The 23,308-nt window shown below is 60.1% G+C and carries 24 protein-coding genes and 1 tRNA gene; 9 read left to right on the forward strand and 16 right to left on the reverse strand.

The features are described 5' to 3' along the window. Positions 1–17: 17 nt before the first annotated feature. Entirely contained in the window at positions 18–734 is a 717-nt protein-coding gene (locus ABRP84_RS08995) for an oxidoreductase (protein WP_349853436.1), read from the reverse strand. A gap of 126 nt (positions 735–860) precedes the next feature. Between ABRP84_RS08995 and ABRP84_RS09000 the strand changes: the two genes are divergently transcribed. Further along, complete coding sequence (locus ABRP84_RS09000; RefSeq protein ID WP_023025036.1) at positions 861–1,364, forward strand: phage holin family protein; 504 nt, start codon at positions 861–863, stop codon at positions 1,362–1,364. Positions 1,365–1,442: 78 nt separating this feature from the next. After that, on the forward strand, positions 1,443–2,351 hold the full coding sequence (locus ABRP84_RS09005) for an alpha/beta fold hydrolase (protein WP_023025035.1): 909 nt from the start codon (positions 1,443–1,445) through the stop codon (positions 2,349–2,351). A gap of 54 nt (positions 2,352–2,405) precedes the next feature. Here ABRP84_RS09005 and ABRP84_RS09010 read toward each other — a convergent pair whose 3' ends face one another. The 4 genes from ABRP84_RS09010 to nth all read right to left on the reverse strand — a co-directional run bounded on the left by ABRP84_RS09010 (position 2,406) and on the right by nth (position 5,617). After that, a complete protein-coding gene (locus tag ABRP84_RS09010) occupies positions 2,406–3,602 on the reverse strand; it encodes a MarP family serine protease (RefSeq protein ID WP_349853438.1) in 1,197 nt (398 codons plus the stop codon). A 62-nt stretch (positions 3,603–3,664) separates the two neighbouring features. Then, positions 3,665–4,366: an NUDIX hydrolase gene (locus ABRP84_RS09015; RefSeq protein WP_298693608.1), complete on the reverse strand. Its 702-nt coding sequence runs from the start codon at positions 4,364–4,366 to the stop codon at positions 3,665–3,667. After that, a complete protein-coding gene (locus ABRP84_RS09020; RefSeq protein ID WP_349853440.1) occupies positions 4,363–4,959 on the reverse strand; it encodes a TlpA family protein disulfide reductase in 597 nt (198 codons plus the stop codon). The genes ABRP84_RS09015 and ABRP84_RS09020 overlap by 4 nt, the downstream gene beginning before the upstream one ends. A 4-nt stretch (positions 4,960–4,963) precedes the next feature. Next, on the reverse strand, positions 4,964–5,617 hold the full coding sequence (gene nth / locus ABRP84_RS09025) for an endonuclease III (protein WP_298695297.1): 654 nt from the start codon (positions 5,615–5,617) through the stop codon (positions 4,964–4,966). Between the two features lie 341 nt (positions 5,618–5,958). On the opposite strand from nth, the gene glxR reads away from it, so the two are divergent. Then, on the forward strand, positions 5,959–6,642 hold the full coding sequence (gene glxR, locus ABRP84_RS09030) for a CRP-like cAMP-activated global transcriptional regulator GlxR (protein WP_005276495.1): 684 nt from the start codon (positions 5,959–5,961) through the stop codon (positions 6,640–6,642). Between the two features lie 87 nt (positions 6,643–6,729). Here glxR and ABRP84_RS09035 read toward each other — a convergent pair whose 3' ends face one another. The 4 genes from ABRP84_RS09035 to ABRP84_RS09050 all read right to left on the reverse strand — a co-directional run bounded on the left by ABRP84_RS09035 (position 6,730) and on the right by ABRP84_RS09050 (position 8,601). After that, positions 6,730–7,551: an MBL fold metallo-hydrolase gene (locus ABRP84_RS09035; protein WP_298695299.1), complete on the reverse strand. Its 822-nt coding sequence runs from the start codon at positions 7,549–7,551 to the stop codon at positions 6,730–6,732. 18 nt (positions 7,552–7,569) lie between these two features. Then, positions 7,570–8,028 carry a RidA family protein gene (locus tag ABRP84_RS09040; protein ID WP_298693508.1) on the reverse strand — a complete coding sequence of 153 codons (459 nt, stop codon included), beginning with the start codon at positions 8,026–8,028 and terminating at the stop codon, positions 7,570–7,572. After that, entirely contained in the window at positions 8,029–8,187 is a 159-nt protein-coding gene (gene sp36 / locus ABRP84_RS09045; RefSeq protein ID WP_126318073.1) for a Sp36 family protein, read from the reverse strand. A gap of 90 nt (positions 8,188–8,277) precedes the next feature. Continuing rightward, positions 8,278–8,601 (reverse strand): WhiB family transcriptional regulator, encoded by a 324-nt coding sequence (locus tag ABRP84_RS09050; protein ID WP_005276491.1) that lies wholly within the window; start codon positions 8,599–8,601, stop codon positions 8,278–8,280. 145 nt (positions 8,602–8,746) lie between these two features. On the opposite strand from ABRP84_RS09050, the gene ABRP84_RS09055 reads away from it, so the two are divergent. Continuing rightward, the gene (locus ABRP84_RS09055; protein WP_349853441.1) at positions 8,747–11,218 is read left to right on the forward strand and encodes a transglycosylase domain-containing protein; all 2,472 of its coding nucleotides are present in this window, start codon (positions 8,747–8,749) and stop codon (positions 11,216–11,218) included. A gap of 3 nt (positions 11,219–11,221) precedes the next feature. Here ABRP84_RS09055 and ABRP84_RS09060 read toward each other — a convergent pair whose 3' ends face one another. Next, positions 11,222–11,686, reverse strand: a complete 465-nt coding sequence (locus tag ABRP84_RS09060) for a GatB/YqeY domain-containing protein (RefSeq protein ID WP_005276488.1) — start codon at positions 11,684–11,686, stop codon at positions 11,222–11,224. Positions 11,687–11,729: 43 nt separating this feature from the next. Here ABRP84_RS09060 and ABRP84_RS09065 point away from each other — a divergent pair, with 43 nt between their 5' ends. Together ABRP84_RS09065 and ABRP84_RS09070 are read left to right on the forward strand one after the other, a co-directional pair. Further along, positions 11,730–12,617, forward strand: a complete 888-nt coding sequence (locus tag ABRP84_RS09065; RefSeq protein WP_298695373.1) for a metallophosphoesterase — start codon at positions 11,730–11,732, stop codon at positions 12,615–12,617. A 68-nt stretch (positions 12,618–12,685) separates the two neighbouring features. Then, positions 12,686–12,759 (forward strand) — tRNA-Pro (locus ABRP84_RS09070). 69 nt (positions 12,760–12,828) lie between these two features. Here the strand turns inward: ABRP84_RS09070 and ABRP84_RS09075 are convergent. From ABRP84_RS09075 to ABRP84_RS09085, 3 genes are all read right to left on the reverse strand, one after another. After that, positions 12,829–14,193, reverse strand: a complete 1,365-nt coding sequence (locus ABRP84_RS09075; RefSeq protein ID WP_298695371.1) for a CitMHS family transporter — start codon at positions 14,191–14,193, stop codon at positions 12,829–12,831. 352 nt (positions 14,194–14,545) lie between these two features. Continuing rightward, positions 14,546–16,009 (reverse strand): hypothetical protein, encoded by a 1,464-nt coding sequence (locus ABRP84_RS09080; protein ID WP_349853443.1) that lies wholly within the window; start codon positions 16,007–16,009, stop codon positions 14,546–14,548. A 107-nt stretch (positions 16,010–16,116) separates the two neighbouring features. Beyond that, positions 16,117–16,377: a hypothetical protein gene (locus ABRP84_RS09085; protein WP_298695381.1), complete on the reverse strand. Its 261-nt coding sequence runs from the start codon at positions 16,375–16,377 to the stop codon at positions 16,117–16,119. 64 nt (positions 16,378–16,441) lie between these two features. On the opposite strand from ABRP84_RS09085, the gene ABRP84_RS09090 reads away from it, so the two are divergent. After that, positions 16,442–16,666: a hypothetical protein gene (locus ABRP84_RS09090; protein ID WP_298695383.1), complete on the forward strand. Its 225-nt coding sequence runs from the start codon at positions 16,442–16,444 to the stop codon at positions 16,664–16,666. A gap of 138 nt (positions 16,667–16,804) precedes the next feature. Here the strand turns inward: ABRP84_RS09090 and ABRP84_RS09095 are convergent, their stop codons facing one another. Beyond that, positions 16,805–18,355 carry a catalase gene (locus ABRP84_RS09095; RefSeq protein WP_349853446.1) on the reverse strand — a complete coding sequence of 517 codons (1,551 nt, stop codon included), beginning with the start codon at positions 18,353–18,355 and terminating at the stop codon, positions 16,805–16,807. Between the two features lie 183 nt (positions 18,356–18,538). On the opposite strand from ABRP84_RS09095, the gene ABRP84_RS09100 reads away from it, so the two are divergent. Further along, entirely contained in the window at positions 18,539–19,081 is a 543-nt protein-coding gene (locus tag ABRP84_RS09100) for an RNA polymerase sigma factor (RefSeq protein ID WP_005276476.1), read from the forward strand. Between the two features lie 260 nt (positions 19,082–19,341). Next, complete coding sequence (locus tag ABRP84_RS09105) at positions 19,342–20,700, forward strand: YkvI family membrane protein (RefSeq protein ID WP_349853447.1); 1,359 nt, start codon at positions 19,342–19,344, stop codon at positions 20,698–20,700. 102 nt (positions 20,701–20,802) lie between these two features. On the opposite strand, the gene ABRP84_RS09110 is transcribed toward ABRP84_RS09105, so the two are convergent. Continuing rightward, positions 20,803–21,834: an aspartate-semialdehyde dehydrogenase gene (locus ABRP84_RS09110; protein ID WP_349853449.1), complete on the reverse strand. Its 1,032-nt coding sequence runs from the start codon at positions 21,832–21,834 to the stop codon at positions 20,803–20,805. Between the two features lie 25 nt (positions 21,835–21,859). Beyond that, entirely contained in the window at positions 21,860–23,125 is a 1,266-nt protein-coding gene (locus ABRP84_RS09115; protein WP_023025016.1) for an aspartate kinase, read from the reverse strand. Between the last annotated feature and the right edge of the window lie 183 nt (positions 23,126–23,308).

Consider the following 23,308-nt stretch of genomic DNA (forward strand, 5'->3'; position numbering starts at 1 on the left):
CGGATACGGGCGTACGGTTAGGCCGCGCGGGCGATGGCATCGGCTTCTTTGCCGCCTACCTCCCAAGCGGAAAGGTGGAAAAGTACCACCTCACCGGGGCTGTCGCGGTAGTTCGCGCGGCACTCGCGGTAGTCCTTGGAATGGCGGTGGAAATACACCTCTGGAACGGCGAACCCGCGGGGATCAAAGCCGGTATGAATAGCGGCAAGGCGGGCCGCAACGCGCGCTACGACACCGCTGCGCGGGCCAAAGAATTCACCGGCCGCGATTTCGGCATGCACGACGCTTGGCAAGAGATCGCGGAATGCGGGGCCGCTGCCCTGCGCAATCAGGCGCGCCAAGCCCTGCAAGCGCGTACTATCGCCGCTGGGAATCCCGTTTCCTCCGGCGGCGACGTCGATGCGCGCGAGCACCTGCAGCGGCGCGCGGGCAAAGGAGCGGACGGTGGAATCCACCACCTCAGGCGCCGCCACGGAATACGCGCTGACCGCGCCGGCGAGCGGCCCGCTTTCCACATCGCCCGGGCCAGGGTGTGGGGGGATGGCGTGCCCATCCAAGGCCACGCTGGCGCGCGCCCCGCGCATCAAGGACTCCGCGGAGATGACCTCATACCTGCGCAGCCCGGCCGGCCTGCGGTGGGCGCGCGCGATGGCTGCTGCGGCTTTTTCCGCACCTTCTTTCACCCCCGGGAGGCGAAATAGCGGGGATAACGCGTCATTTTCTGGCATATACATTAGGATAGCCCTAGACGCCCCGAGCCCCGAACGCCCCCTGTGACTGGCGCGGCACCATAAAACCGCGCTGTATCTATTATCATTGGGGCCGTTACAAGGTTTAGATGAAAACGAGGAGAATTAATCGTGAGCAACGATGGATTATTTACTGACGGCACCGATCAATTCGCACCAAAGGTTAATTCGATTCCTTTGAGCGATGTTGATGCATCGTCCTCCGAAACCTCCATCGGCAAGTTGGTCTCCAATGCCACCGAGCAGATGTCCCAGCTCGTGCGCTCTGAGGTAGAGCTCGCCAAGACGGAGCTGGCGGAGTCCGCCAAGAAGGGCGGCATTGGCGCCGGCTTCTTCGGCGCAGCGGGCACCATCGCGCTGTACAGCTCCTTCTTCTTTTTCTTCTTCCTCGCTGAGCTCCTCGCCCTCTGGCTGGACCGCTGGGCTGCCTTCTTGATCGTCTTCCTCGTGATGATCGTGGCGGCCGGTGCCCTCGCCCTACTCGGCGTCAAGAACGTCAAGAAGGTCAAGGCACCGCAAAAGACCATAGATTCCACCAAGGAACTCAAGAACCTGATTCCGGGCAAGGCGCAGAAGTCGCTGGACCGCAAGGACACTCACGGCCTGTACACCTAAACCGCACGCACCATTAGATCCGCCTCAGCCTTTCCTGGGGCGGATTTTCTGTACACATAGAAAGGCGCCTTGCCCTCCATGGCCTTAGCACCACTTCCCCCCTCCACGGTTGAGCTGGAAGGACCCTTTGCGCACGAGTTTGTCCACACCCGGGGCATCCGCCTGCACGTGGCCATAGCGGGCGATAGCGCCGATCCCCTCGTCGTTTTTATTCACGGCGCTTTTGGCGGCTGGTTCGATTTTCAGGAGGTCATCGGGCCCCTCGCCCAGTGCGGGTACCACGTTGCCGCGGTGGATATGCGCGGCTTTGGCATGTCCGATAAGCCGCCCATCGATCCCGGCCAGGATATCCGCACCTTGGTCGGGGATCTGGATGGCCTCATCCAGGCATTGGGCCACGATGATGCCTATATCGTCGGCGCCGATACCGGTGGCGCGGTGGCGTGGTGCCTGGCCGCCGAGCGCCCCAACCGCGTCCGCGGCCTAGTCTCCGTCTCGGCCGCGCACCCCGTGGATATCCGCCGCGCCATCGCCGCCCGCCCCTGGGACTTTGGGTGGATAATCCTGCGTTCCCTCCTCTGCCACCTGCCAAAGGTCACCCGCGCGAATACCTTGCTGCTCAGTCCCCGGGCCTACCGCAAGGAGCTCAGCCTGGATACGGGGCCCGCGCTTGCCGATGCCACCTTAGAGTCCATCCTTGCCCTGCGCCTGCGCGCCTCCCAGATTGGCAAGGTGCGCCGCGGCATCCTGTGGAATCATCGGATGCGCACCGCCGTGGTGCCCTTGAACTGGTCCGAATTAAGCGTAAAACGCCCCGTCCTTTTCATCCACGCCCAGCAGCGCTTGTGGAACCCCGTCATCCAGCGAGCCGCCCTCCGCGCCCGCGCCGGATTTAGTGCCACCTCGATTCCAGGTGCCAAGAACCTGCCCTTCCTCGAGGCCCCCGAACGGTTCGTCGACGAGCTGCGCCGGTGGCTGGGTGCGTAGGGCGGCGCATGGGGCGCGTAGGGCGGATAGCCCTACGCGGATCTAGTACGAAAGCTAGTGCGCCACGCACTCGCCCGTTTCTACCGGGCGCTTCAATTGGGTGACATCCCCAATGTGGCCGATGACCTCGTCTGCGGTCAGCGCGTATCCGGTCTCAAAATCATCCACTGAGGCACCGAAGATAACGCCCAAGACCTCACCCGCGGTATTGACCAAGGGGCCGCCAGAGTTGCCCTGTTGGATATTGCCGCGCACCGTATAGGAATCGCGCTCTACCCTGCCTTGGGAGTAGATATCTGGCCCGGCGATGGTGATGCGATCGCGCACGCGTGCCATTTCCGCATTAAAGGGGCCGGAGTGTGGGAAGCCCATGACCATGGCATCGTCGCCGGTCTGGGCCGGCTGCTGCGCCCACGGCAGGGGTTGGATGCCCAAATCCGGCGCGTGCAAGACGGCGATGTCGACCTCTGGGTTGTAGTAGACCACCGTGGCGTCTTTCAGCCCCAGCTTCGTATCCAACCTCACCGTTTGGGTGCCGGCCACCACGTGGGCATTGGTGACCACATAGTCATTGTCCACCACAAAACCGGAACCCATGAGGCGGCGGGAGCACTCTTCGGCATCGCCAAGCACATGAATGATGGACGGGCGGATGCTGCGCACCAGCTCCGGATCCTGCACGTCTGGGGCGGGGTCCTCAACGTCCTTGCCGCTGATGGAATTTTCCCACGGCGAGACCAAGGGCGGAAGCCCCGATTCATTGAGCAACGCCGCCACGCCATTGGGAAGGGAAGCCAGGCGCGTCGGGGCGGCCGCGTTGAGGTTGCTCAGGATGCGGGAATCGCGCAGCCCCTGCCCCGCGGATCCGCCCAAATTGGTGGCCACGGGAATGGAAATCATCCAGATGACGATGAGCGCGATGAAGGACTGAAAGACCGCGCCGAATAGCGAATCTATCCGCTGGGTGGTGCGCGCCTTCATGCGATCGCGCATGCTGGTGCCCAAGGAGGAACCAATGATCTGCCCAATACCCACCAGCAAAACTAGGATGCCCACGAGCAGGAGCAGGCGCAGCGAAGGCTCCTCCACTGTGCGCAATACGCTGGGTGCTACGGCGATGCCCACCACGAGGCCCGCGCCCACGCCAATGGCGGAGAGCACCGCGGCGAGCGCACCATTGCGCCAACCACTTAGCAATGCTGCTAATACGGCAAGCACAATCAGACCGTCAACAACGAGCGCAGCAGTCATGGCTTTGGTTCTTTCTCGATCGAAATCTCGTGCGTCCTCCGGCACCTTAAGCGCGCGGGCAATTAGGACATCTTCTCATTATTGCGGGACTTTTTGAGGGTGTCACGCAGGTCTATGACCGAATTGTTATCCCACGGTACGCTCCACCCAGAATGCTCCAATAATGCTGACAGAACTCCGGCAGTAAAGCCCCAAATCACGTAGTCATTGGCATAAAACGCCGGGCCTTGCCACTGCTTAAATCCCACCAGCAGGCGGTTGCGGGGGTCAATGAGCTCCCCGAGCGGGACGAAGAACACATCATCGGTCTCCGCCGGGCTAGCGGGATAGACTTCGCCCGGCTGGTTCCAATGGGCCAGGATGGGGCTTACCGGATTCCCCGTGGCGCGAATGTGCAGCTGTTCCCACTGCTCTAAGGGCGTGACCGTGTGGCGCTGCAGATCGGTTTCCTCCCACGCCTCCCGCAGGGCGGTATCTACCAGCGAAATATCGCCCGGGTCCCGCCGGCCGCCAGGAAAGGCAATCTGACCGGAATGCGAGCGCAGGGACGGCGAGCGGTGCGTAAGCAAAATTTCGCCATCCTCCACACTGTTCCCGCTAAGCAGCATCAGCACCGCGGCTTCCCGCTTGGTTGGCACCTCTTCCTCTGAGCCATTGAGCTGCGATGCTTGCCGCTGCCCAATAAGTTCCTGCACCTGACTCGGATCGACGCCCAGCGCGGGTTTTATCCACTCGGGTGCGTACTCGGGCCATAATTCACTCATCCGGCGAGCGCCTCCTCAACCGTTTTTTCGATTTCGGCCGCCGAGGTAAACGGCTGGGCTGCCTGCTTAACCACTTCCCCATCGCGGAGAATCACGGTCACGGGAACCACGCCTGGCAGGCCCAACGTGCCCGCGAAGCTATTATCTGGGTCTTGAAAGCTCGGCAGGTCTACTCCCACATCGTTGAGGAAGGCAGCCCCGTTGCCGGCGTTTTTATCCGCGTGCACCCCAATGACCTTCCAATCCGGGTGGGATTCTGCCACCTCGTCCAAGTGGGGCAATTCCGCGCGGCACGGCTCGCACCACCACGCCCACACGTTGGCGATGGTAATGCCTTCATCCGCCTTGTCCCCTTCGCCTGCATCATCGCCGCCCAGGCACTCCAGTTCCACCCCGGCAATGGGCCCCGCGGGACAATCTGGGCGCTCTGCTACGCCCTGGCCGCCCGCCGAGCCCGACTCCGATCCCCCGCCAGGGGCCTGCGCCGATTCGCCTGCGCCGGTGTCATCCCCACGCAGCTGCATGACCCCCACAACCACGAGGACTGCGATGACAATGGCCGCAATGACGGTGCCGAAGGCGTATTTTTTCATACCTCTAGCTTAATGCAGCCGGGCACAGATCCCGCACCGCGCAATTCCCACACTCCGGGTTCCGGGCATGGCAGACGCGCCGGCCGTGAAAAATCACGCGGTGGGAAAACATCGTCCACTCTTCCTCTGCAATGAGCTTGACGATGTCCCTTTCTATCTTCACCGGTGTCTTCTCCCCCGTCAGCTCGAGGCGCTGCATCAGGCGGCTAAAGTGCGTATCCACCGTAAGGCCCGGAATCCCGAAGGCATCGCCCAGCACCACCAGCGCTGTCTTGCGGCCTACCCCAGGCAGGGAGGTAAGTTCCTTTACGGTCTGTGGCACCTCGCCGTCGAATTCAGAAACTAGGCGCTCGCCGATGCCCATGAGGTGCCCCGCCTTTGCCCGCTGAAACCCCAGCGGCCGCAGAATCGCCTCCAGGTCCTCCCGCCTGGCCGCCGCATAATGGGCCGCCGTGGGATAGGTGCGAAAAAGCTCAGGGGTCACCGAGTTCACGCGCGCATCCGTGCACTGCGCGGAGAGCACCGTAGCCACCAAGAGCTGGAGGGGAGAGTCAAAATCGAGCTCGCACTGCGCATCGGGGTGTTCGCGTGCCAATCGCTCATTAATGACGGGCGCTCTCTTACCCGGGGCTGCGGTGGCTGGCAGTGATGAACTCATGCCGCCAAGCTTAGTAGGATAGGAATACATGATTTCACTTGTTATTTTTGTTCCGCTTGGCATCGCCCTTTTCGCGCTCCTCATGGAAAAATTGGAAGCGGTTGTCTTCGCGGATTAGCCGGAAATCCGCTGGCTGTGACGCTAGGGGCGTAAGTGGTCCCATTTCTGTCATGTGACCATTATGGGGACAGTGTCCAAAAGTGACTAACTGCACTGTAAAATGGGGTACGCTAAAAATTGACCCCGCTTGTTCCGCATTAGCGTGCCTCCCTGGAGCCCGCAAAAGGATGTGGCCCAAGCACTTTAGTGACTTTTCGCAGTCGACATCCAAGGAGTAAAACGTGGAAGGCGTACAGGACACCCTCTCCCGCGCCGGAATCTTCCAAGGCGTTGATCCCGTAGCAGTGCAGAATCTTCTCGAGCAGATGGAGACAGTGCGCTTCCCGCGCGGTACCACCATCTTCGATGAAGGCGAGCCTGGTGACCGGTTGTATATCATCACCTCCGGCAAGATTAAGCTCGCCCGCCACGCCCCGGATGGCCGCGAAAACCTCCTGACTGTGATGGGCCCGTCCGATATGTTCGGTGAGCTTTCCATCTTCGATCCGGGCCCACGCACCTCGTCTGCCGTCTGCGTGACCGAGGTCCAGGCCGCCACCATGAACTCCGAGTTGCTGGATAAATGGGTAAGCGATCACCCCGCCATCGCTCAGCAGCTGCTGCGCGTGCTGGCCCGCCGCCTGCGCCGCACTAACGCTAACCTGGCGGACCTCATCTTCACCGACGTGCCCGGCCGCGTTGCCAAGACCCTGCTGCAGCTGGCTAACCGCTTCGGCGTCCAGGAAGGCAGCGCGCTGCGCGTCAACCACGATCTCACCCAGGAAGAGATTGCCCAGCTGGTAGGCGCTTCCCGCGAGACCGTTAATAAGGCCCTGGCTACCTTCGCCCACCGCGGTTGGATTCGCCTCGAGGGCAAGTCCGTGCTCATCGTCGATACCGAGCACCTCGCCCGCCGCGCGCGATAAAAACCACAAATTCCCTCCGCCTCCGTGCATAAGCACTAGGGAGCGGAGGGAATAAGCGTTTTAGCCGGCGTCCTACCGCGCCGCGCGTTAGTTGTCGGTACCGGTACCGTCGAGGTACTTCAACGCGGTGCGCGTAGACTGCTCTGCGGCATGGCGCAGCACCGGATCCACATCGTCATACATTTCATTGACCAAGGTGGTCAGATCCACGTCATCACCCAGCCGGGAGCGGATTTCCCGGATCTGGTCGAGGCGGTAATGGCGGCGGTCAATGTACTTGCGCGCCACCTGCGAGGTGTCCTCCAAATCCGGCCCGTGGCCCGGGAAGAGCGGAACATCTTTCCCGCGAGATTCCAGCACGTCCAAGGTACGCAGGTAATCCGCCAAATCACCGTCTGTTTCTGAGAGCAAAACGGTGTGGCGCCCCGCGATGGTATCGCCGGTGATAATGCCTTCTAGCCGGGAATTATCCGCCTCCCCGCTCCACACGAAAAAGGACGTAGAGTCCGCTGTGTGGCCCGGCGTGTGCAGGACCTCCAGTTGTGGGGTGATGCCTTCCAAAGTGAGGATTTCACCATTCTGCAATGCCTCTGCGCCATTGCAATAGCTGGGATCGAAGGCGCGAACGGGCGCGCCGGTCATCTGCCGGAGACGTTGCGCGCCCGAAGCGTGGTCATCGTGGCGGTGGGTAAGCAGAATTAAAGCCACCTCACCGGCATGGCGATGCACTACGTTGAGGTGGCCTTCATCCTCCGGCCCTGGATCTACGACGATCGACCGAGAGTCTTCTGCGGCACTAATGATCCAGGTATTCGTGCCCTCGAGGGCGGTATAACTGGGATTATCACAAAGAACTACGCCAACGGATTGGCTTACGGGACGCAATTGACTATATGCGGGGTGCTCCATGCCTACCAGCCTAACCGATCACTCAGCGATCTCTACGATCAATTCGATCTCCACCGGGGCATTCTTTGGCAAGGCGGCAACACCGACTGCAGAACGAGCGTGCGTGCCAGCCTCGCCGAATACCTCCCCGATGAAATCCGATGCCCCGTTAACCACCGCGGGCTGGTCCTCGTAGCCAGGGTCCGAGGCCACAAAGCCAACGATCTTGATCACGCGGGAGATATTATCCAGTCCGATCTCCGCATCAACGGCCGCCAAGGCGTTGAGCACGGCGGTGCGGGCCTGATCCTGGGCCTGCTCCGTGGTGACTTCAGCACCAACCTTGCCGGTCACCGGCAGGGAGCCATCCACCAAGGGAAGCTGGCCAGAGGTCCATACCTGGTCGCCCACGCGCAGCGCGGGCACATAGGAAGCCAGCGGCTTAGCGACGCCCGGCAGCTCCACCCCCAGCTCTTTCAAGCGAGCGGAAAAGCTCATTTACTCTGCCACCTCGCGCTTAAAGTAGGCCACCACGTTCTCCGGGTTCGGGCCAGGGGTGATGGAGACCAATTCCCATCCGTCTTCGCCCCAAGAATCAAGGATCTGCTTGGTGGCGTGGGTCAGTACTGGTGCGGTTGCGTATTCCCATTTAGTCATGGGATTCATTCTAGCGATTTAGTACGACTTATGCCGCCCCTATTCGGCAGCGCTGCCACCGCTACGCGGGCAGTCACACCCCTGACCGCCTTAAATACCGACGAGTTCGCCACCCTTAGCCAGGTAATTGGCCCAGTCCGTGATGTGGGGGTTCTTGCGCAGCAGCGCGCGGCGCTGACGCTCGGTCAACCCGCCCCACACGCCAAATTCCACGCGGTTATCAAGGGCATCTGCGCGGCATTCCGTTAAAACGGGGCAGTGGCGGCAAATGACGGCGGCTTTGCGCTGTTCAGCGCCGCGCACGAATAATGCGTCCGGGTCCTCATTGCGGCACTTGGCTTGAGTGACCCACTCACCACGCTCGGGATTTCGGGCTGTATTGGACATTCCCGCAGTCTTCACTCGAACGGTCATGGGTGAGTGTTCTCCTTCCCAGACGGAATACTATGTACCGAAGCCTGAGTCTATTCACTAGAACGCGAGATTGTCTACGAGGTCACACTTTAGGGGGTGCAAGTCACCTTCCCCATTGCCAGGCAGACCACGTAGGGTATTGGGCGTGACTGTCTTCAAATCTTTGTCCAAGATAGCCCTGTCCACGGTCTTGGTAGCCGCGCTCATCGCGCTCGCGCTCGCCCCCTTTGCGGGCATTTCCGGCGTAGCGATCGCCCGCACCAACCAGACCATGCAATCGGACCTGCAAGACCTAACAGCGGGCAATATCCCCGGCGTTACCACGGTGCAGGATTCCTCGGGCAAAGATATGGCCTATGTCTATAGCCAACGCCGCCACCCCGTAGATGGTGACGAGATTTCGGATGCGATGAAAAACGCCATCGTCTCCATTGAAGACGAGCGCTTTTACGAGCACGGCGGCGTTGATCTCCAAGGCAATTTCCGCGCTCTGTGGACCAACCTGACCTCCGGCGGGGTATCCCAGGGTGCTTCCACCATTGACCAGCAATACGTCAAGAACTACCTCCTGCTCGTCTCCGCACAAAACGATGAAGAACGGGCTGCTGCGACCGAGCAGTCCGCCACCCGCAAGCTGCGCGAAATGCGCATGGCAACGCAGATGAATGAGGAGTTGGATAAGCAGGAAATCCTCACCAATTACCTCAATCTGGTCTCCTTTGGTAACCATGCCTACGGTGTGGAAGCCGCCGCGCGGACCTACTTTAATAGCCACGCCGCGGACCTCACGGTGCCGCAGGCGGCGATGCTGGCGGGTATGGTGCAGTCTTCAGAGCGCCTCAACCCTTATACCAATGAGGAAGAGGTGCTTGACCGCCGCAACGTCGTACTCCAATCCATGGTGGATAACGGCTATCTGGAGCAGGCGGATGCGGATGAGTATAAGGGGGAAGAATTGGGCGTCGGCAAGCAGCCCAATACCCTGGCCAATGGCTGCATCGGCGCAGATGATCGCGGTTTTTTCTGCGATTATGTGCTGCAGTACCTCGAGGAAAAGGGCATAGACCAAGACCAGCTCGCCCACGGTGGATACACCGTAAAGACCACGCTGGACCCGCAGGTGCAGGATTCGGCGCTGTCCGCGGTGCAGTCGCGCACCAACCCAAATGCCCAGGGCGTCGCTGAGGTGATGGACGTTATCGAACCGGGTACGTCGGACCGCAAGGTCCTGGCCATGGTCTCGTCCCGTGCGTACGGGCTGGACCAGGACAATAATGAAACCCTGCTGCCGCAGACCAACTCCTTGGTGGGCAATGGCGCGGGCTCGGTTTTTAAGGCCTTTACCGCCGCGGCCGCCCTCGAATCTGGCTACGGCATTAAGAATACGGTGGATGTGCCCACCCGCTACGAGGCCGAAGGCCTTGGCCACGGCGGCGCCGATAACTGCCCCGCCAACCGCTACTGTGTGGAAAACGCGGGCAACTATAAGGCCACGATGACACTGCAAGAGGCCTTGGCCCACTCGCCCAATACGCCATTTATCAAGCTCACCGAGCAGGTTGGCGTGGCACCCATCGTAGATATGGCGGTGCGCCTTGGCCTGCGCTCCTATGACGAAAAGGGCACCTTTGATAAGGACACCTCCATCGCGCAGCGCACGAAGGACGCCAATTCCGGTTCCTTTACCTTGGGCCCCAACCCGGTAAATCCGCTGGAGCTATCCAATGTCGGCGCAACGATTGCCTCCAATGGCCGGTGGTGCGAGCCCAACCCCATTGACAAGGTCCTGGATAAGGACGGCAATGAGGTCTACCTCAAGGAGACCCCGTGTGAGCAGGCGGTAGACCAGGATGTGGCCCACGCCCTGGCCAATGCGCTGTCTGAAGATGCCAAGCAGGGAACCGCCAAGGATGCCGCCCACGCTGCTGGCTTTAGCTCCCCCGTCGCCGCCAAGACCGGTACCACCGAGTCCAACCAGTCCTCGGCGTTTTTGGGATTCAACGATGGGCTCGCCGCCGCTCCTTATATTTATAACGACGGCACCGATACCCAGCCGTTGTGTACCTCACCTGTGCGCCAGTGCACCGGCGCCGGCAACCTCTTTGGTGGCTTGGAGCCCGCGCAGACATTTTTCACCATGGCATCGCAGCTGCCGCGGGCTACCCAGGGTGGACTGCCCAATTACAATAAGAAATACGATGACGGCACCACCGGGGATAAGCTGCTCGATAGCTTGCGCGGTAAAAACGAGTCACAGGCCCGCAGCACCCTTGAGGCCAAGGGCTATGTGGTAAAGACCTCCCGCGTCGTCGGCGGGGATGTTCCCTACGGCCGCGTGGTGCGCGCGATTACCGGCAAGGATGGCAAGAAGGACGGCGCCGAGATTACCCTGCAGCTTTCCGATGGCACCTCTGCCACCCAATCCCCCTCCAGCGGCGTGGGCAGTGCAAATACGACCGGCGCACAAAATAACACCGGCAGCGCGAACACTACCGGTGTGAGCAACTGGGGAGGAAATAACGGCGGCGGATTAAACCTCAGCCCAGAAGACTTTGGAATCCGCCAAGAAGATATCGATAACTTCCGCAACGATATCCGCAATCTCCTCGGCCGCTAAAGATTAGTTAAGCTGGCCTTTTACCTCAGCGGAAAGGCGCTTGCCGTCGGCCTGGCCGGCGGCTTTTGCATTGGCGACCTTCATGACCGCACCCATCTGCTTCATGGTGGGTGCTTCGCCGTTTTCTTTTTCTACCTCAGCAATTGCTTCTTCTACCAATGCCTTCAGCTCCGCATCATCGAGCTGGCGCGGCTGGTAGGCCTCGAAGAAGGGGACATCGACAAGCTCAGCCTCTGCCAATTCCGGGCGGCCATTTTCCTCATAGACCTCCGCGGACTCGCGGCGCTTTTTAATCTCGCGCGCGATGACCTTGAGGATGTCTTCATCCTCCAGTTCGTGGCGGGAGCCAGTGGTTTCCTCGGCCTGGATCGCCGCGAGCAGCGCGCGAATGGCGCTGGTGCGCTGCTTTTCCTTGGCCTTCATCGACGTTTTCAGATCTGCTCGGATAGTATCTTTTAGCTCGCTCATGCCTTTCAATATACGTCTATTTAAGGCAGGTAGTGTAGAAGCTGTGAAACTTCAACGGATTCTTGGCGGCGTCGCCGCCGGCCTAGGTGTTGCTGCTTGGGGCTTTAGTGAGCTCACGAAATTCGAGCTCAAGGAATTTACCCTTCCGCTCCTTCCCAAGGGCACCCTGCGCGGCGAAGAAGAGTTCCGCCTGCTGCACATTTCTGACCTGCACATGATCCCGGGGCAACAGACCAAGATCGATTGGGTCTCCGCCCTCGATGCACTGGAGCCAGACCTCGTGGTCAATACCGGCGACAACCTCTCCGATAAGCAGGCCGTACCCGATACCCTGCGCGCACTCGGCCCGCTGCTCGCCCGGCCCGGCGTGTTCGTGTTTGGCACCAATGATTATTGGGCGCCGCGCCCGGTCAACCCCTTCAAATACCTGCTGGGCAAAAAGCGCGAGCCTTCCTACGTTGACCTTCCCTGGCGCGGCATGCGCGCGGCCTTCGTGGAGCACGGTTGGTACGACGGCAACCAAGCCCGCCACGAGTTCAAGGTAGGCAATGTCCGCCTCGCCGTGGCTGGGGTGGACGATCCGCACCACGACTTGGATGATTATTCCGAAATCGCCGGCCCGCCCCACGAGGATGCCGATCTATCGCTCGCCCTGCTTCACGCCCCTGAGCCGCGAGTGCTCGAAAAATTCGCCGCCGATGGTTACCAGCTTTCCCTTTCCGGTCATACCCACGGTGGGCAAATTTGCCTGCCTGGGTCGCGCGCCATCGTGACCAATTGCGGCATTGATCGCCCGCGCGCACAGGGCCTGCATGATTTTGGCCCTATGAAGATGCACGTCTCCAATGGCTTGGGCACGTCCAAATTCGCCCCGGTGCGTTTATTCTGCCGCCCCTCGGCCACCCTGCTGAGGATCACTGAGGCGGACTAGACCTGCCGTTTTGTCGATCTCATTCACCATGCGTTAAAGTATCTCAGTACTGCTTTTAAGCAGTAGACCGGGATATGGCGCAGGTTGGTAGCGCGCTTCGTTCGGGACGAAGAGGTCGCAGGTTCAAATCCTGTTATCCCGACAGTAGCCCGCAGGAAACTGCGGGCTTTTTCCATGCCTCCAGGGCCCGGCGGATTCTAGGGCCTGCTATTTAGGCCAGCATTCCGGTAAAGAATGCGATGGCGACGAGGAAGATGGAAAATACCCATGCGATGGGGAAGGCTATCTTCAGGTACTTGCCCATCTGACCGTCCGCCAGCCCCAGCGCCAGCCACAGCGCCGGCGAAAATGGGGAGACGAAGGTGCCCACCACGTTGCCGATAATGAGGGCGCTCGCAGCGCCCATACCGCTGACGCCGAAGGACTCCACCGTGCCCTGCACGATGGGCAGTACCGAGAAGTAATACGCATCCGTGGAGGTCAACAGATCCAGCGGAACCCCAAAGAATCCCACGATGACGTGCAGATACGGCGCCACGCTTTCCGGCAGGACATTCACCAGGCTCAGCGCGATTTCTTCTAGCATCTTGGTCTCATTGAGCACGCCCAAAAACATCGCGGCCGCAATGATCACTCCGGCCATGGACAAGGCGTTGGGGGCGTGACGCCGCAAGGCATCGCCCTGCTCCATCGCGCCGTCGAAGTTCACCACCAAGGCAATGGTGGTAGCAATGAGGAACGCGGGCGCCGGTGGCAACAAGCCAGAAAGCAGGGCTGCGAGCACAGCCAAAGCAACGACGATATTCGCGATGGTAACCCACCGGGATTTCCGGTACCTGAACCCGAGTTTCTGCTGTTCCTCGACCTGCTTGGCGGAAAAATCATCCGCCAACGAATTCACGTCCACAGAGATGGTGCCCTTAATCTCGCCGCTTTCCTGTAGCTTGGCCAAGCGGCGCTTTTCGCGCCAACCCAACAGGGTGGCAGTAGCAAAGATGAGGACCACTGCCACACCCTGAATGGGCAATAAGTGCAGCCAAATATCGTTCGGGTCTTGCTCAACCACCGCACCGGCACGCCCCAGTGGCCCGCCCCACGGGACCATATTCATCACCGAAGCGGCTAGGGCCACGATGGTAATTAGGACATAGCGCGACATGTGCAGCGCCCGGTACAGCGGCAGCAATGCGGGAATCGTAATAAGGAAGGTCGTGGAACCCGATCCATCGAGGTGTGCCACGATGCCGATGGCGGCCGTGCCTATGGTCACGGCCATGACATTGCCGCGGGTCGCCTTGATGAGGCTGCGGATCACCGGGGTAAAAAGCCCCACATCCTGCAAAATGCCGAAGAAAATGATGGCGAAGATGAACATCACCACGACGTTGATGACAGAACTTAATCCTTCACCAAAGAAATCCGCGATATCTTCTACGCCGAAACCGGCTGTCACAGCGCCAATGACGGGCACCAAGGTCATAGGAATGATGGGATTAACGCGGCCGCGGATGAGGATGCCCACCGTCACAAAGATGATGGCCAATCCCATCAGGGTCAGCCCCAGGGAGGTCTGCATTGCGCTCCTTCAAAAGTCACTGGCGCCCGCCTGGCGCACGCCATTAGCCAATGGACGTATAGCTAATGTTAAACATTACTGTGTGGTAGCGCACATTTCTGCCGTGGGCCGCATGCATCAACCCTGGCCCGGCCGTGGATAAATAGCTTTGGGCAAAACGGGAAACGACGCGGCGCCCCTACAGCACCGCGTCGTCCCTATTCCCTATCACTCACAACGGCGTAAGCCGTTCGCCTACCCCCTAAGTAGACGGTGTGAGCACTAGCAAGAATAACACTCCTCGCATTCCAACCATAGCGATGGCAAATATTGCCAGCTTCATACAAGCTTTAGCCTATTTAAGTACACAATTTCATACTTTAGCGCCTGTTTTTGGGTTCTTCCTGGCAGGCACGATCCATTTCACTGCACTCAGACCTACGAGAGTGATAGCGCCCAAGACAGCCAGGCCGGTCCACAGCACCACTGCCTCACCATCGTTGCCCGCCACGGTGACAGCCGCCGTTGTCCAGTTGAGCGGCAAAAGGTTAGCTACTACCTGCCACACCTTGTCCGCCCCGGCGATGGCCGCGGATTTCCACAGCCACCCCACCAATGCGGTCTGCCCAATGCCAAAGATCGCGGCGAGGATGGATCCCACAGTCATGCCACACAGTTCGAGCAAGCCCCGCACGATAAGCGCAGAGGACAGGGCGCCCAAGAACAGCGCCCCTCCGGCGGCTACCGCAGCGATGGGGGTCAGGCCGATGGACAAGACGAAGAGCAGGATCTCCCCGATGGCCACCGCGGCCAGCGATCCGCCTAGAACCATCAGCCACGGGCGGAAGCCCAGTTTCCATGCCACCCCAGCGGCGGAACCAGCCAGCAGGACGAGCGCGGAAATGAGCATGGCGATGACCGGGCTTAGCTGGCGTGCGTCCTCTTCTGCGGCTACGTGCGCAGGAGGCAGGGCGCGCTGCACCGCGCCCAGGTTCGATTGGTTTCGTTCCGCCATGCCGGTGAGCTTGCCGGCGCCATCGTCAAGCTGGCCCACCCCATCGAGAGCCTCATCCACGCGGCTATTGAGCTCCGCTATGGACTGGTTGAGCTGTTGCGCGCCTGCCACGGCCTGGTTGATGCCATCGTGGTAGGCATAACCGCTTACCGCCAGCTGATTAGAGAGATCGCGCGAGCCATCCTTCAGCTTCTTCAGCTCCCCGGTCAGGGATTCATCGAGGCGGAAGTTTTCCACCTGCTTGCGCAAATCCCCCAGCTGGGAACGAACTTGTTTCGCTTCCTTGGAATCATTTCCTTTCAGGTCGCGCACCGTACCGTCGATGGCTTCTAGGATTTGGCCTTGGACGGCTCCCAGGCCCACGACCTGGTCAACGGCCCCTCCGACGGTATTGGCCAGTTCCGTCGCCCCACCGCCGAGGGTATTGGTCCCTGACTGCAACTGGTTAAGCCCCGACACCAGCTCTTGCGAGCCGCCGGCGAGCTTTTCGACGCCCTCGCCTAATTCCCCAGCACCCTTATCCAGCTCACTGGTGCCCTTGTTTAACCGATCCGCGCCAGATTTCAGGATGCTAGCCTGCGCTTGGGCGTGGCTGGCGGCCTCGGCGGCTTCCTTAAGCTCTGGTGAGGTCGCATTCGCCTGCGGCGCGCCATAAGGCTGCGCGGCGCTCGACCACGCATGCGCCGGTTCCCACTGCGACCAGGCCGCCACTGCGGTACCAACGATAAGCGGTACGGCGAGCAATACGAGCAGTAAGAGTGTGCGCCACCGCGAGGAACTCGCGGACGCGGTGGACGCGGTCGAGGCAAAGCGTTTGGTCATGCTAGTAACCTATCGCTGCAGGTCATTCCCTTTCTGCAGGCGCGCCGATCCCCACGCATTACAAAGAGAATCTACTATTAAGACATGCCTAATTCTCTAAAACTCTCTCACTCCCGCGCCTTGACGTGCGTAGCCGCATTTCCGCTGTGCATGGCATTGGTCTCCTGCGCCGATGATGCCGATAACTCTGTCGATTCCAGTGAGCCCCAGTTTTCTGACGCCGTGGCACAATCCAGCTCTAGCTCTAGCTCCAGCCCTGCAAGCTCCACGGAACAAACGGCGACTGCGACGGACTCACCCACAACCTCCCCGGTAGAAACGGTAGAAACTACTGCACAGCCACCTGCACCACAGGAGACAACAGTCACTACCACTACCACGCAGGCCAAAGGTGATTGTTCCCCAAGTACCTTCTCGTCTCTAGAGCCCGATATGGGCAATATTTTGGTGTCGGATTGCGACGGGGAATGGGCTCATTTTGGCAAAGACAGTACAGATTGGACCGCTTGGGCACGTTTTAGCGATGGCGCATGGACAACTATTGAACCCATCGGTGAAACAAATAGTGGTTTGACCGCACCGTGCTATGACGTAGACAAATGGATCAATCAGGGCGCGCCGAGCTTTGTTGCAGACAATATGCGCCGCTGCGATTAATCCCGCCTAACGCACAAGCCGCCTTCGACCAATTACTCCACCCAACTCACAGCAGCTCGCTGTGGGGTGAGGACGCAGGGATGGTCGAAGGCGGCTTTGCTTTATGCCTCTAAAAAGCAGTACAACCGCAGTGGCGTGCTACTTCTTTTCGGCGAAGACCTCGCGCACGCGCTGGCCTAGGTCCGGGTGGACGTTGGTCCAGTACTGGTACACGCGCTCTTCGGTTTCTTCGGACACGCCGGCCATCGCGTTGGTGATATTGGTGACCAAGCGCTCCTTGGCGGCGTCGTCGTAGACGTTTTCGTACAGGTCGCGAGCTTGGACGAAGTCATCGTCTTCCGCGTGGCGCACGTACGGCGCGCGGACCAAGTCCTGGCCGTGGGGGTCCGGATTCACGTAGAGGTCAGCCGCGGTGGTGGTCTCTAGGTCCTCGCGGTTGTTTACGGAGGCATCGTCAAGCACGCCCGTACCCTTCGCATGGCGGTTGGGCGAGTACACCGGATCCTCTGGAGCATTGTAGAAATACTGCATTGGACCCTCGTGCTCGTAGGTATTGACCTTCTCCGCATTGCGCGGCTGGTTGACCGGCAACTGCTTGTAATTCGGCCCGATGCGGTAGCGCTGCTGATCCGCATAGGCAAAGACGCGGGCCTGCAGCATCTTATCCGGGGACAGGCCAACACCCGGCACAATATTGGAGGGATCGAGTGCAACCTGTTCGATCTGGGCAAAGAAGTTGCGCGGGTTGCGGTTGAGCTCGAAGTAGCCCACATCGTGCAGCGGGTAGTCCTTCTTGGACCAGACCTTGGTCAGATCGAAGGGGTTGAAGCGGTAGTCCTCTGCCTCCGCAAGCGGCATGATCTGCACCTTGACATCCCAGATGGGGTAGTTGCCCTCTTCGATGGCGTTGTAGAGATCCGCGCGGTGGCTATCCGGGTTCTTACCGGCTTCCACAGTGGCCTCTTCATCGGTGAAGTTCTCTACACCCTGGCGGGAGATGAAGTGGTATTTCACCCAGAATGCCTCGCCGTCTTCGTTGACCCACTGGAAGGTGTGGGAACCGTAGCCATTTTGGTGGCGGGTGGTCTTCGGGGTGCCGCGGTCACCCATCAGGTAGGTCACCTGGTGGGCAGATTCCGGGTTGCGGGTCCAGAAATCCCACTGCATATCGGCATCGCGCAGGCCATTGGAACCCAGGCGCTTTTGGGAGTGGATGAAGTCCGGGAACTTCATGCCATCGCGCAGGAAGAATACCGGGGTGTTATTGCCCACGATGTCGAAGTTGCCGTCTTCGGTGTAGAAGCGGAGGGCAAAGCCGTGCACATCGCGCCAGGTATCCGGGGAACCCTGCTCGCCGGCGACGGTGGAAAAGCGGCCCATCATCGGGGTGACGGTGCCCTTCTGGAAGACCTTGGCCTTGGTGTAGGCGGACACATCCTCGGTGATGTGCAGCTCACCGTAGGCGCCGTGGCCCTTGGCGTGCGGGGTACGCTCGGGTACGCGCTCGCGGTTGAAGTGGGCGAGCTTTTCAATGAGGTGAATATCGTTGAGCGCGAGCGGACCCTGGGGTCCGGCGGTCACGGACGTGTTCTCGGAAGGCACGGGCTGGCCGGACGGGCGAGTAGTATTGCCCTTACCTGCGGGACGCTGTCCCTTGTTCAGGATGTCATCAGCGGTGGAATCAGTCATGGTATGTCTTTGCCTCCTGGCAATCAGTCGATAATTTGGGGTCAATTATCAATCACGGACAACCCATAGCTTACTACGTATAACGGTGCTGCGCTACCTTATGCACGCATGTGCTGCTTGCCGATGCCCCATCCAGCGCAACCTTGGATAAGAAATATAGGAGCTACTGGTAGATTCATTCAGGTGACACACCACTCCGCAGCAGACGACGCCCGCGTCACCGAGCTCGCCCTCCGGGCTGGGCGCGGCGACCGAGCAGCGCTTACGGAGTTCATCAAGGCCACCCAAGATGATGTCTGGCGCCTGCTCGCCCACCTGGGCGGCCCCGAAATCGCCGACGACCTCACCCAAGAGACCTACCTGCGCGTCATCGGCGCCTTGCCGCGCTTTGCCGCCCGCTCTTCCGCCCGCACCTGGTTACTCTCGCTGGCCCGGCGCGTGTGGGTGGATAATATCCGCCACGATATGGCCCGGCCCCGCAAGTCCGCCACGCAATACGAGGATGCCATGAGCTCCGCCGCGGAAAATTCCGGCTCCTGGAGCGATTGGATCGATGCCCGGGCGCTTATCGATGCCCTACCGGCCGACCGCCGCGAAGCCCTCATCCTCACCCAGGTACTGGGCTATACCTATGAGGAAGCGGCCAAAATCGCCGGGGTGCGCGTTGGTACCATCCGCTCCCGCGTGGCGCGCGCCCGCAAGGACCTCATTGAGGGCGCAAATTAATACCCCCGAATGTTCGAGAGCCTGGACGCATACTTTCGCCGCAATACTTATCAAAGTGCAGGTACTTAGGGCAGCGCAGCGGGCGCATGCGGGCCCTGAGCGGGGTAGAAAAATACTAAAGTGACGCGATTTCAGCTGTGAAGTCACGGGTGAAATGTGATTCTATTAGATACACACACGTGATAAATCGACCGTCGATCCGGGCCCGCGCGTTCCCAAAGCCGGGCCCGGCGAGTGTGAGTAAGAGAGTTTCTCCCCTCATGATTAAACGCGCAATCGGAATCTCCATGGCGTTTATTGGCATCGTTGTGGGCGCAGGCTTTGCTTCGGGCCAAGAAGCCATGCAGTACTTCGTAGCTTTCGGCGAGTGGGGCCTGTGGGGCATCGCCCTCGCCGCCGCCCTCATGATGGTCACCGGCGTGTCCATCCTGCAGCTGGGCTCCTATTTCCAAGCGGTGGAACACACCGCTGTTTATAACAAGATCGCTTCACCAGTCACCGCCAAGATCTTGGACTGGTCCACGCTTATTACGCTGTTTTCCATCGGTTTCGTCATGTTCGCCGGTGGTGGCTCCAATATCAACCAGCAATTCCCCAGCATCCCTGTGTGGGTCGGCGGCACCGTCATGCTGATCCTCGTGCTGCTGGTGGGCCTTATGGACGTGGACCGCGTCACCCGCGTCATCGGTACCATCACCCCGTTCATCATCTTCTTCGTGGTGCTGGCCACCGGCTATACCATCCTTACGGCCGATGTGGACTTCGCATCCCTAAACACGTGGGCCATCGATAATGTCAATACCTCGCTGCCAAACTGGTGGCTCTCCGCCCTGAACTACACCGGCCTGAACGTCATGACGGCCGTGTCCATGTCCATCGTCATCGGCGGTAACTTCCTAGATAACCGCGCCGTGGGCATCGGCGGCGTCATCGGTGGTTTCCTCTACCTCATCTTGCTAGCCCTGCTCGTCTTCGCCCTCTTCTTCGAGGCCAAGGACGTCAACGGCGAGGACATGCCGGTGCTGAAGCTGATTACCGGCATCCACCCGGTTCTCGGCGTCTTGATGACCTTCGTCATCTACGGCATGGTCTTTAACACGGCCATCGGTATGTTCTACGCGCTGGGCAAGCGCCTGACCCGCAATAACCCACAGCGCTTCTACCCCGTATATGCCGCATCCTGCATCATCGGCTTCATCCTGTCCTTCATCGGCTTCCAGTCCCTAGTCAGCAACGTCTACCCCATCCTGGGTTACCTCGGCCTGCTGATGATTGTCGTGATGGTTTATAACCGCATTAAAAACCGCGGCATGCTTGCCGATGAATCCGATCGCCGCATGCGCGCCCATGATCTCGTCGCCCGCAAGTTGGACCCGCGCCAGCGCTTTACCAAGAAGAATGAGCGCGAGCTGCGCATGCTAGCCGCAGCATCCAATATGCACACGCAAGAATTCATCGATCACCTCGCCGAGGATATCCACGAGGAGCTCGAAGAGGACGATGAACTCGACTACGACCGTTCGGAGCCTGCGCCTTCCGTTACCTACGTCCAGCACACGAAGCCGGAAGTACCTTCCGTCGATAGCGACTTGGACTTTGGTAAGAAAGACGAAGACTAAGGTTTAAGGTCTTAACTAAGCCACACGCAATTCGGCTCCTCGCTTCCCACTACAGGAAGGAGGAGCCGAATTTTTTATGCGCCGGACTGTGGTGCCTTGCGGCTATACCAAGAGTTCTGCGATCTGAATGGTATTGAGTGCAGCGCCCTTGCGCAGGTTATCGCCGGAGACGACGAGCACGAGGCCCTTATTGTCATCTACGGTCTGATCCTGGCGGATGCGCCCGACCAAGGAATCGTCCTTGCCGGCGGCGGCGAGGGGGGTGGGGACATCGGCAAGCGTCACGCCTGGGGCATCGCCCAGAAGCTCGGTGGCCTGCTCCGGGGTGATGGGCTTGTCGAACTCCGCGTGGATGGTCAGGGTGTGGCCGGTAAAGACGGGGATGCGCACGCAGGTGCCGGCGACCTTGAGGTCCGGCAGGCCGAGAATCTTGCGGGATTCATTGCGCAACTTCTGCTCTTCGTTGGTCTCGTTGCTGCCGTCATCGACGAGGCTGCCGGCAAAGGGCAGGGCGTTATAAGCGATGGGCGCAACGAAAGGCCCCAGGTCCTCATCATCGAGGCCGGAACCATCGTGGACCAGGTTCACGTTGTGATCGCCCACGCTATAGACCTGTGCAGCCAGCGTCTGCACGCCCGCCAAGCCGGATCCGGATACCGCCTGGTAGGACGATACGTGCAGCTTGTTGAGGCCGGCGGCATCGTGCAGCACCTTCAGCACCGGCATGGCGGCCATGGTGGTGCAGTTTGGGTTGGCGATAATGCCCTTCGGCAGGTTCTTCACCTCCTCGGGGTTTACCTCCGATACCACGAGCGGAACCTCCGGGTCCTTGCGGTAGGCCGAAGAGTTATCCACCACGGTAGCGCCCGCAGCGGCAAAGACCGGGGCCCACTTCTCGGAGGTGGAACCACCCGCGGAAAATACCGCGATATCGACATCGGCCACGGACTCTTCGGTCACCTCGGCCAAGTCCTCCACTTCGATCTGCTCGCCGCGGAATTCCAGCTCGGTTCCTGCGGAGCGGGCGGAGGCGAAAAAGCGCACCTTATCCGCCGGGAAATTGCGTTCTTCCAAAATGGAGCGCATCACGCGGCCGACCTGGCCGGTGGCGCCGACGACTGCAACGGTAGTCATTGTCTTCCCCTTGATTTGTTCTGGTTTAGCGTCCGGTTCCAGCATAGACGGTGGCTTCTTCCTCGCCGCCGAGCTGGAATTTATCGTGCAGGGCGCGCGCCGCCTTTTCTAGGTCCGCCTCGCGCGTCAGCATGGAGATGCGGATTTCGGAGGTGGAGATAAGCTCCATGTTCACTCCCACATCGCGCAGGGCCTCGGTAAAGTCCGCCGTCACGCCTGGGTGAGACTTCATGCCGGCGCCGACGAGGGAGACCTTGCCCACTTGGTCATCGTAAAGCACATTGGACCAGCCGCCCTCAGACTTCAGCTTGCTCAATAGCTCCATCGCGCGGGGGCCATCGGCACGCGGGCAGGTGAAGGTGATGTCGGTGGTGCCATCCTCCAGGGAGGAGACGTTTTGCAGCACCATATCGATATTGATCTCCGCATCGGCGATGACGCGGAATAGCTTCGCGGCCTCGCCCGGGCGATCTGGGATGCCCAGCACGGTTACCTTCGCCTCGGATTTATCAGTTGCTACACCAGTAAGTACTGCTTCTTCCACGGGGATATCCTCCATCGAGCCGGTCACCAACGTGCCGGGGTCATTTGAATAAGACGAGCGAACTCGCAACGGAACATTGAAAGCGCGGGCGTATTCCACGCTGCGCAGGACCAGAATCTTGGATCCTACGGCGGCCATTTCCAGCATCTCTTCAAAAGAGAGCTTTTCTAGCTTTTGCGCATCCGGAACGATGCGCGGATCGGCGGTATAGACGCCATCGACATCGGAGTAGATTTCGCACACATCCGCCTTCAGCGCCGCAGCCAGGGCGACCGCGGTGGTATCGGACCCGCCGCGGCCCAGGGTGGTCACATCGCGCGAGTCCTTATTCACGCCCTGGAAACCGGCGACGATGCAGATCTGTCCATCCTCTAAGGCCTCGGTCAGTCGCCCAGGGGTGACGTCAACGATGCGCGCATTGCCGTGGCGCTCGGTCGTCAACACGCCTGCCTGGGAGCCGGTAAAGGACTGGGCCTTCGCGCCCAAGGACTCCACCGCCATGGCTACTAGCGCATTGGAGATGCGCTCGCCCGCGGTAAGGAGCATATCCATTTCGCGCTGCGGGGGAACGGGATTGACTTGCGCTGCAAGGTCAAGAAGCTCATCGGTGGTATCCCCCATAGCGGAGCACACCACGACGACATCATTGCCCTGCTTTTTAGTGGCCACAATCCGCTCCGCTACCGCGCGGATGCGATCTGCGGATTCGAGGGAGGAGCCGCCGTATTTTTGAACGATCAGGGCCACGGTGTGGTTGCCACCTTTCGTTTTAAAAGGCACCCCTGCGCGCAGACGCGCCACAGAAATACCTGTCGGACACTAGTCAAATTCCTATGCTACCCCGCAAGGCGCTACACCTCATCATAATTCCGAGACAATACTTTTATTTTATTCACACCCACCCCCGTGCGCGCGCTGGGTGGCGGGGCG

Source organism: Corynebacterium sp. KPL2861 (assembly GCF_040225475.1).
In the GTDB taxonomy this organism is placed as follows: Bacteria; Actinomycetota; Actinomycetes; order Mycobacteriales; family Mycobacteriaceae; genus Corynebacterium.